This window comes from Hyphomicrobium sp. (assembly GCF_041674905.1).
Classification (GTDB): domain Bacteria; phylum Pseudomonadota; class Alphaproteobacteria; order Rhizobiales; family Hyphomicrobiaceae; genus Hyphomicrobium_B.
The window spans coordinates 91,627-98,757 of record NZ_JBAYUV010000010.1; the positions used below are offsets into that span (position 1 = coordinate 91,627).

Annotated in this window: 4 protein-coding genes; 2 read left to right on the forward strand and 2 right to left on the reverse strand. The window is 57.5% G+C overall.

What is annotated here, in order from left to right:
- Positions 1-43: 43 nt before the first annotated feature.
- Complete coding sequence (gene gdhA, locus WC026_RS06500) at positions 44-1,396, reverse strand: NADP-specific glutamate dehydrogenase (protein WP_372710024.1); 1,353 nt, start codon at positions 1,394-1,396, stop codon at positions 44-46.
- Positions 1,397-2,018: 622 nt separating this feature from the next.
- Between gdhA and WC026_RS06505 the strand changes: the two genes are divergently transcribed.
- On the forward strand, positions 2,019-3,293 hold the full coding sequence (locus WC026_RS06505; protein ID WP_372710025.1) for an ABC transporter substrate-binding protein: 1,275 nt from the start codon (positions 2,019-2,021) through the stop codon (positions 3,291-3,293).
- A gap of 114 nt (positions 3,294-3,407) precedes the next feature.
- On the opposite strand, the gene WC026_RS06510 is transcribed toward WC026_RS06505, so the two are convergent.
- A complete protein-coding gene (locus WC026_RS06510) occupies positions 3,408-4,184 on the reverse strand; it encodes a FadR/GntR family transcriptional regulator (RefSeq protein WP_372710026.1) in 777 nt (258 codons plus the stop codon).
- A 512-nt stretch (positions 4,185-4,696) separates the two neighbouring features.
- On the opposite strand from WC026_RS06510, the gene WC026_RS06515 reads away from it, so the two are divergent.
- A complete protein-coding gene (locus tag WC026_RS06515; RefSeq protein ID WP_372710027.1) occupies positions 4,697-6,886 on the forward strand; it encodes an FAD-dependent oxidoreductase in 2,190 nt (729 codons plus the stop codon).
- The last annotated feature ends 245 nt before the right edge of the window (positions 6,887-7,131 follow it).

Sequence of the window (7,131 nt, forward strand, 5' to 3'; positions counted from 1 at the left end):
GGCGACGCCTTGTGCGGCATCGCCCGGCCGATCATTCCATGCCTTAGATAACGCCGAGAGATTCCATCGCTTCGGCGACGCGGACGAAGCTCGCGATGTTCGCGCCCAGGACGTAGTCGCCGGGAGCGCCGTATTCCTTGGCGGTTTCGGCGCAGCTGTCGTGGATGTCGCGCATGATGATGGCGAGACGTGCTTCCGTCTGCTCGAAGGTCCAGCTGTCGCGTGATGCATTCTGCTGCATTTCGAGCGCGGAGGTCGCAACGCCGCCGGCGTTGGCCGCCTTGCCGGGTGCGAACTGGACGCCGGCCTGCTGGAAGATGTGGACTGCTTCCGGCGTGCACGGCATGTTGGCGCCTTCGCCGACCGCGATAACACCGTTGTTCACGAGAACCTGCGCGTCCTTTCCGGTCAGTTCGTTCTGTGTGGCCGAGGGCATCGCGATATCGCACGGCACATCCCAGATCGATCCGCCTTCGATATAGCGGACGCTTGGTCCCTTGGCCTTGGCATAGTCGGAAATGCGGCCGCGCTTGACTTCCTTGATCTCCTTGACGAGAGCGAGGTCGATGCCGTTTTCGTCGACGACGTAACCGTTCGAGTCGGAGCACGCCACGATCTTGCCGCCGAACTCGGCGACCTTTTCGATGGCGTAGACCGCGACATTGCCCGATCCCGACACCACGACGCGGCGTCCTTCGAAGGCCTGTTTTTTCGTGGCCAGCATGCTCTGAACGAAATACGTGGTGCCGTAGCCGGTGGCTTCGGTGCGCGCGCGAGAACCGCCGTAAGTCAGGCCTTTGCCTGTCAGGACTCCGGCTTCGTAGCGGTTGGTCAGGCGCTTATACTGGCCGAACATGAAGCCGATCTCGCGGCCGCCGACGCCGATATCGCCGGCGGGAACGTCGGTGTATTCGCCCAGGTGGCGATGAAGCTCGGTCATGAAGGACTGACAGAAGCGCATGATCTCGCCGTCGGAGCGGCCGCGCGGATTGAAGTCGGACCCGCCTTTGCCGCCGCCGATGGGCATCCCGGTGAGCGCGTTCTTGAACGTCTGCTCAAAACCGAGAAATTTAATGATGCCGACGTTGACCGATGGGTGAAAGCGCAGGCCGCCCTTGTAGGGGCCGAGAGCCGAGTTGAACTGAACCCGGAAACCGCGGTTGATCCGAACGTGCCCGGCGTCGTCGACCCACGGCACGCGAAAGATGATCTGCCGCTCCGGCTCGCACAGACGCTCGATCAGAGCATGGTTGTTGGTGTATCGGGGATGTTTGGCGACGACGCGGCCAAGACTTCCAAGGACTTCCCTGACGGCTTGATGGAATTCTTCTTCGCCGGCATTCCTGCGGAGAACCTCTGCAAGGATTGGCGCCAGCTTTTCATCAATGTTGACCACTGTTTATGCATTCCGATTTGAGGTTGAGGCGTAGCGGGGTCCTAGCCTAATTACTGGGCAATGTGAACAATTTGTTACCAGTCCAATCGACGCAAATTGGCGCTTTTGGCTATCTTGAGAAGCCTTAAAAACTGCGAGTTTGAAATCTGGGGAATTGGGCGCCGGCTAAATCGGCTCATCGTGATGAAGCATCATGATCGCTGAGGGGTGCGTGTAAATCCGCTGCTGCAATGCGATAGAACAGTCTCGATTTCAAATAATCCGATGTTCAAGACGGTTTGGTCGCCTGGGTTCTATTGGCGACTTGCGTGCGACGCATATTCTGGCTCGCGCTTCTGACCTTTTTTGTATACAAAAAATGTATAGTACGCGCCGTGCCGATGCCTGCGGATGACCCTCGCACTTCGCTTTTGCGCGCAATGTCATCTCGCGCAACTTTGAAAGCTGGTGTTTCGTGGTCTTCGGCGCGAGAGACTTATTATCTGAGGTTGGCGCCGGGTCGAGGCATTCGAACGTTAACTCGACGACCGTCTCAAATTCTCATTGTGGCCATCGATCCTGCCGAGTTTAAAAGTCGACGATGCGATCCCAGATAGGGCGCTGGGATGAAAGAAGGCTAGAAATGCGGTCTCCAACCACGGTCACCTCGGCGCTGTCGCTCACCTTGCCTCGAACGGTCATCGACGCCGACAAGGTACTCAAAGTCGGAATGCTTGCGCCGTTGTCCGGCAAAATGAAATCCTGGGCCGAGCCGGGGTTCATGGGCTGTCTCATCTGGAAAGACTGGGTGAACGGAAAGGGCGGAATCCGCATCGGGGATCGCCGCTACCAGGTCGACGTCATTCCCTACGATACGCAGTTCAGGCCGGAAAAAGCTTTGGCCGGCGCGCGAAAGCTGCTCATCGATCATGGCGTGCAACTGGTGATGATGCTCGGCGGCAATGACTTCTCGCGGCCGCTCAGGGATTTCGTGAACCAACGCAAGGCGCTCGTTACGACGTTGCTGCCGAGCGATCTGTCGCCCAACGCGCGCACGTTGATCGCGCCCTGTGAAGTCCACCCTATCTACAACGTAACCGGCGTCGATTGGCTGGTGCGGGACGATCCAAGTCTCAAGACGGTCGCGATGTGTACCCAGAACGATGAGCACGGCTTGCCGTCGATTGCGACGTATCGTGCGGCGTTTGAAGCGGCCGGTCTGACGCTCGTCGACGAGCATCTCTTTCCCAATCAGACGAGCGATTTTTCGGGGATTATCGGGCGGTTGCTGGAAAAGAAGCCCGACGTGCTGTGCTGGGATACGGCGTACGAGCCGTTCGTCCACGCCATGACGATCGAAGCCTACAAGCGCGGCTTCAAAGGCCGGATTATCTCTTGCACGTGCGACAACTATCTCGATCTGATCAAGAAAACGAGCCCGGAATTCATGGAGAACTTCGTCTTCCAGTTTCCGGATTTCGACGATCCGATGCTCACCGGACCGCAAATCAATTTTGGCGATCCGGCAGGTTTCTTTAGTGAATTCTGCCGCCGTTATCCGGGCGAATGGAGCGCGGTGTCGTGGGAATATTCCGCGATCCTTCAGATGTGGAAGGTCGCGGTCGAGCGCGCCCGCACGATCGAGCCGCTGACCGTTCTCGCGATGATGAAAGTCGGCGGAAAGGGCAAGCACGTGTTCGGCGAGGCGACGTGGTGGGGTCGCGAGCTGTTCGGCATTGATAACGCGCTTGTCGGGGATTGGCCTGTCGTCGCCATTCGCAACGGCCGCGCCCGTATCGTCGAGTTCGGCTCGCCTCTCGCGTGGTGGAGCCAATACGGTTATTTGCTGATCAAGCACATGCGGTCGCTCAATCTGATGTGGGATCAGCGAGAAGAAAAACTGGCGCTGAGCCGCTAGAGCCTTTCCGATTTTGGTGGAAACGCCGAAAGGCTCTAGCTCTTTAGCTCTTTCCTTTGCCGTGCTTCTTAGCGGAAAGCCGGTTCCCGCTTTTCCGGAAGCACTCTCAGGCGATCAGCGCGCGTTCAGCAGGTCGTCCTGGGCACCTGCGATGACGAGTTTCATGAACTCGACGGCGCTTTCGATGTCGTGGTTTTCCAGCGCCGTGTAGAGCGACTTCAAGCGGTTCTGGGTATCGCTGATCCGCTCAGGCGTCAGAGATTTGACTCTCGTCGCGCACCAGTGCGGCTGGCGGCGCACTTCGGTGACGATGCGATAGACGGTAATGAGCAGCCGATTGTGCGTTCCCTCGGCTATGGTCATCAGGAATTTCTTCTCGAGGTGCGCGAAGAGTTCGGCGTCGGTGACGATTTTTTCGATTTCATCGAAGACGCTGCGCAAATTCGCGAGGTCGCGGACCGACATGTAAAGGGCCGCGATCCTGACCATCTCAGGCTCGATGATCGAGCAAAGAATGTTCATCTCGAGCGGCGACGCGGTTTCGGCTATCGCGCCGATGTCCATCAGATGGCCTTCTCCCGCTTTTGTACCTCCGACGGAGAAGCCGTTCTTAGGCGGGACGTAATTCACGAAGGTGCCGCTGTTCGGCTGCCGCTTTACGACGGCATAGATTTCGAGAAAGTCGATGACCTGTCGGATCGCCGCGCGGCTGAGGCTGAATTCTTTCGCCAGATCGCGTTCGGAGGCGAGGCGCGTCCCATATGAATACTGGCCCGATGCGATCTGATGGAAAAGCGTGTCCGCCGCAGCTTTCACGCGTTCCTTGATGAGCGGATGATTGTCTCTGCTCAGTTCCCAGGGCGGAAGTGCTTCGCTGATTCTATGGTCCATGTTTTGAATCTTGCCGCTTCAGTTTAGCCGTCTCGGCGATTGTCAGTTCCGCGGGTCAATAACAGGGCTTGCCGGATGACCCATTGTCCAACTCCCGTGCTCGAATCCGACTGATCTCTCGATACCCCAGAAACCAAATCTTCCTCGTGCAAAATACGCTGCATGCGGATGTTTTCACTTTAGAATGGTTTTTAATGGTCGACCACGGGATGTTGCAATGCAAGAACTTAAAAAATTCTAACATACAATTGGGCTATTGTAAACCAAATTAAACCACATGGATTCGATGTTGTTTTTTCAATATTTAATGGTGCGACACTGTAGAATTAAGGGCGGATTTATTGGTTATTTTGCACTGCGGGATGGTTTTTACATGGGCTGTTTTGTCTCTCCAACCACTTTTTTCTGGTTGCCTTAGGCCAAATTTTGGACCTATACATGGTGACATTATAGACCAAAATGGATAAAAACGGTCTTAAATGGTTTCCCTGAGGAGGGAGGAGAAAACGCCCATGGCAAGAAACCCCAAGCACGACATTCTGTTCGAGCCGATCAAGATCGGCCCAAAGACGATGAAGAACCGATTCTATCAGGTGCCGCATTGCATCGGCGCCGGATCGGAGAAACCCGGAACCCAGGCCGGCCATCGCGGCATGAAGGCCGAAGGCGGATGGGGTGCCTGCTGCACTGAATACTGCTCGATCTCACCGGAAGCCGATGACTGCCATCGCGTTTCCGCACGTATCTGGGACGAGGGCGACGTTATCAACCTGCGTTACATGAACGATAGCCTGCATAAGCATGGCGCGCTCGGTGGCGTCGAACTTTGGTACGGCGGCTCGCATGCGCCGTGCATGGAATCGCGCGCCATCTCCTACGGCCCGACTTCGCAGGCTTCTGAATTCGAATACCTGACCTACTGCCACGAAGCCGATCTGGACGATATCAAGCATCTCCAGAACCTTTATGTCGAAGCCGCGAAGCGTTCGGTTCAGGCTGGTTTCGATATCGTCTACGTCTATGGCGCGCACAGCTATCTGCCGCTCCAGTTCCTGTCCAAGTACTACAATCACCGGACAGACGGTTACGGCGGATCGTTCGAAAATCGTGCCCGCTTCTGGGTCGAGACGCTTGAGAAGGTGAAGGCGGCTGTCGGCCATGAGGCCGCGATCGCCACGCGCTTTGCCGTCGACACGCTCTATGGCTCCGACGGCATCGAGGCACTGGACGAAGGCATCAAATTCGTCGAACTCGTCGACAGCAAGGGTCTGCTCGATCTTTGGGACCTCAACGTCGGCGACATCGCGGAGTGGGGCGAGGACGCGGGTCCGTCGCGCTTCTACAAGGCTGGTCACCAGCGTAGCTGGACGGACGATTGCAAAAAAGCGGCGAAAGTTCCGGTTCTGGGCGTCAGCCGCGAGACGAGCCCTGACGATATGGCCGCACGCATTCGCGAAGGCCGTCTCGATATTCTCGGTTTTGCCCGTCCCTCGATTGCCGATCCGTTCATCCCGAAGAAGATCGAAGAAGGTCGCTACGAGGATATCCGCGAGTGCATCGGCTGCAACGTCTGCATCTCGCGCTGGGAAATCGGCGGCCCGCCGATGATCTGCACGCAGAACGCCACGGCCAACGAAGAATATCGTCGTGGATGGCATCCTGAGAAGTTCGCCAAGACCAAAGACTCGTGCTCGGTCCTGGTCGTCGGCGCCGGTCCGGCCGGCATGGAATGCGCCCGCGTTCTCGGTGAGCGCGGATACGACGTCCACCTTCGCGAAGCGGATGCCGAAATCGGCGGCCGTATCCGCAAGGTCGTCAAGTATCCGGGCCTTGCCGAGTGGGGTCGCGTCGCGATCTATCGGCAACTTCAGTTGCAGAAGCTGAAGAACGTCGAAGTCCACACCGGCATCGGCAAGATGACGGCGGAAGACGTCCTCAACTACGGCGCCGACAAAGTCGTGCTCGCCACCGGCTCGCATTGGGCGACCGACGGCTTGAACTTCGTCACGCATGCACCTGTCGAGGGTATCGACGCTTCGCTGCCGCACATCTGCACGCCTGAGCAGATCCTGATGCAGAACAAGCCTGTCGGCGACAATGTTCTGGTTGTCGACTGCGACGGGTATTTCACGGGCGTTTCGATCGCCGAATATCTCGCCGATCGCGGCAAGCACGTGAAGATCCTGTCGCCGCTCAAGGGTGTTGCGCCTTATACGCACTTCACCCTCGAGGCGCCGAACCTTCACCGCATGATGTACGAGAAGAAGATCCACGAGCTGACCAGCCATTGGCTGACCAAGGTCGAGCCCGGGAAGGCCACCGCGTACTATCTCTTCCGCGACGGCTATAAGCGTAATCTCGCACCGAAGACGGGCGAGCTTCCGCGTCGTGCCGGCACGGATGTCGTGGAGGTTCCTTTCGATACGCTCGTCGTCTGCACGGCGCGCGTTCCGAACGACAGCCTCTATCGCGAACTCGCCAAGCGTAAAGACGAATGGGAGAAGCGCGACATCCAGGCAATCTACCAAGCAGGAGATTGCTTCGCTCCGGGCCTCATTGCACAGGCCGTGTTCGAAGGGCATCGCATCGCTCGGGAATTCGAGTCCTCCAACCCGCAGCGTGCGCAACCCTGGATCCGCGAGCGTCAGGTTTGGGGTCACGAGACTTATCCCAAGATCTCCGATCGCGAAACGGTGGGTTAAGCGCCTATCCTTGCCGAGCCGGCTTCCAGAGCCGGCTCGGCATTATTCACGCGACCGCATGAGCGTCGCCACGCATTCATTCGAATTTATGGATTCGCCACGGCTCGATGTCGTGGATCGATAGGGACATATCGGTGGAATCGCGCGAGCTATTTTGGGGCATCAATACGCAGCAGCTGATCATGTTTTACATGCTCGGTACGCTGTCGATGTTGGTCTTCCTGTACGGAGCGTATGCGCACATC